The sequence below is a fragment of the Acidiplasma aeolicum genome (assembly GCF_001402945.1).
Taxonomy (GTDB): domain Archaea; phylum Thermoplasmatota; class Thermoplasmata; order Thermoplasmatales; family Thermoplasmataceae; genus Acidiplasma; species Acidiplasma aeolicum.
Genome location: NZ_LKBG01000073.1, coordinates 1 through 2941 on the forward strand (window position 1 = coordinate 1; position 2941 = coordinate 2941).

2 protein-coding genes and 1 pseudogene are annotated in these 2941 nt (G+C 37.0%); 1 reads left to right on the forward strand and 2 read right to left on the reverse strand.

The window, feature by feature from the left end:
* Positions 1-117: 117 nt before the first annotated feature.
* Positions 118-1380, reverse strand: a complete 1263-nt coding sequence (locus AOG54_RS02370) for an MDR family MFS transporter (protein ID WP_236692441.1) — start codon at positions 1378-1380, stop codon at positions 118-120.
* The gene (locus tag AOG54_RS02375; protein ID WP_048102347.1) at positions 1352-2581 is read right to left on the reverse strand and encodes an MFS transporter; all 1230 of its coding nucleotides are present in this window, start codon (positions 2579-2581) and stop codon (positions 1352-1354) included. Before AOG54_RS02375 ends, AOG54_RS02370 begins: the two co-directional genes overlap by 29 nt.
* A gap of 101 nt (positions 2582-2682) precedes the next feature.
* On the opposite strand from AOG54_RS02375, the pseudogene AOG54_RS02380 reads away from it, so the two are divergent.
* Positions 2683-2941: pseudogene (locus AOG54_RS02380) on the forward strand (hypothetical protein); the annotation flags it as partial.

Sequence of the window (2941 nt, forward strand, 5' to 3'; positions counted from 1 at the left end):
GCTATGCTTAAATATAGGACATATAATATTGATAATATTTACTATTTATTGAATAAAAATTTTTTAATATCTTATTTATGCCATTTATTTAGGATTTTCTCAGGTCAGGATAATATTTTATTTTGCAGCAGTCCTTTCATGGATTTTTATATGTGCATCAGCATTCATCCTTCTTAAAAATGAGCCGTTTATAATGAAATAGAGCATGCCCACCATAAGGCTGCCCATGGCGATTATGAACCAGAATAACGCGGTCCTGTTTTCATAGTATGATAGCAGATAAAGGCCAATAACTGCCCCTGAAAATGACCCAAAGCTTATGAATAGATTATAAATGCCTATATAGGTTCCCTTCATGTTCTGTGGGGCTATGGATGTAATTATTGTCTGTGTGGTGGGTGCAACAAAGTCCTCTCCTATTGTCATTATACCCATGGAGATAAGAAAATATGTTATGTCCTTTGAAAACATTAGAACAATAAATCCTGAGAAGTAAAAAACCATGCCTATGGACCTAAAAAGCACCGGATTGGATGATTTGTTCATAATTTTAAATACAGGATACTGCAGCGTTACAACAAGTATTCCATTTAGTGAATAAATATAGGCAAGATATAGTATTGGCAGACGCTCAAAGTCAAATGCGTAGAGTGTTAGCGATGCACCACTCTGCCTTAAAACAAATGCCATGATTATTCCTATTACAGTGAAGATTATGAAAAATCTATCCTTATATGCAAGCTTTATATCTAATTTTGTTAGGTACTGTGATTTTGACGGGAAGTATGTTTCCCTTACATTGAAATAAAGTATAATAATTTCAATAAAAGTGCTGATTCCAGCAAGAAGGAATATGTACTGGAATCCATATACAGAAAGAATGGCCCCAAGTATTGGTCCTATGGCCGCACCTGCATTTGCCAGAACCCTTATAACAGTGTAACCTGAAAGCCTCTGGCCCAGAGATGTTACATCCGCAATTGAGGCCTGTATTGCGGGATACTGCAATGCATTGATGATTATTGTAAAATAAAATAGTAAAATAAGAAGCAATGCAGGCATCCTGTAGAGCACGGTAAAATACATGGCAATGTATAATAAACCCGCAGGCACCGGTATTAATATAAGAAAAATTCTCCTGCCAATACGGTCTGTAAGTATCCCTGAATAATACTGTACCACCGACATAATTAATATTGCAATGCCAAGAACAAGTCCTGTTACCAGAAATGATATATGATATATGAATACAAATATAAGTGGCAGAAAAATAAATGTTGAGACCCTGCCAGATGCCCGTATCAGGCGTGTAAATCCAAGGTACCACACCCTTTTATCTATTTTATCCATATCATGCCTTCGCCTTCCCGGCCTGATCATGCTTACCCGGATTCCATGATTTTATTAATGTGTAATAAAGCACCCCGCCAAGTGCCTGCAATGAACCGCCGATTAAAAGTGGAAATGCAAAATTCAAATCCATAAGATATCCTGACGCACCGCTTGTAAGCTGTGATGCCCTGCCTGAAATCCCCTGTATGGCGGTTGATGTCCCGTAATCCTCACGGTCTATTCCTCTTACATTTATTGCCCCCCTCATTGGAGACCCAACGCCGGCAATGCCCATTCTAAAAATGTAAATTACACCTGCAAGGAAGAATAAGGGTGTAAATGCTATAATTATGAAAAGTGCCCCCTGAAGTATGTGTGCTATTGATGCTATTTTTAATGAATCGAACATTCCATTAATGTATTTTCCTGATATATATGAACCAAGAGCGGTTACAACATATGCGAATGTATAAAGATAACCTATAATGCTTGGATCTACGTGGTATTTGAGTTCAAACAGAAGCGGTAGCAGCGGCATTGAAATCCCTATGGCCGCAGCATTGATGCTGTTTGGCAGCATAATTCTTATTAAATATCTAAGGCTCTGTTTCTTCATAACCCTTGTTGTTTTTTTAGGCCTTCTATATTCTTTTAATCTGGATAGTGATATCAATGATATAAACACAAGGATAAATGAAATAAAAAAGAATATGCGGTAAAACATTATGGTTCCTGTTATATTTTTTATAAACGCATAGGAACCTAAAAATAAACCACCAAATATTGAAAAGGCAGATGCCGTGGCCAGCAGAAGTGAAAGTTTTCCTACCCTGTCATTTTCAGCACCATAATTATTTGCAACAAACGCTGTCATTCCCGGTGAAAATGCACCGCGCATGCCCCCGGCGCCGCCTGTTATCCCGGCTATGATTGCACCGGTGGCAATAAAATAGATGTTTGCTGACACTGCCATTAATAGCATGCCGGCAACCGGAAATACCTCACCCAAAAACAGTATTCTTGAATAACCAATTTTATCCCCAAGCCTGCCAAGTATTAATGTTAAAAATACATTAAATAATGTAATTGGAATGTAAAGGAGGCCAATAAACACAGCCGAGAAATCCAAAAAATGGAGATAAAGCGGCAGTGCCAGGGTCACAAATATTAATGCCGAGCTCCTGGTAGCCATGGAAATAATAAGATACTTAAACGATTTATTGACCTCCTCAGGAGAATCTGAAAACATATCATTGTATATTATTTATTAGTATATTATTTATTTGTTTAGTTAAATAGTACTTTTAAACTGCATGATTATCTTTATAAGTGATTTAGCCATGCAAATTTATGGTTCTCGAAAGACTTTATGTCATACCACACGGCGATGAAATAATTGACATGCCCAATGATGAGAGTGCCGAGCTTCATAATAAAATAAAAGAAATAACAGAGGATGATAATTCAGATTCATTGATTATATTAACTCCGCATGGTGTTACACTTTCCAGTGGTATTCCAATTATAAACACTGAAAACCTGCATGGCGAGTATTCAACAAAAACAAAAACTCTGGTTAGCGATCATAAAACAGACAAGGAGGTTGTCA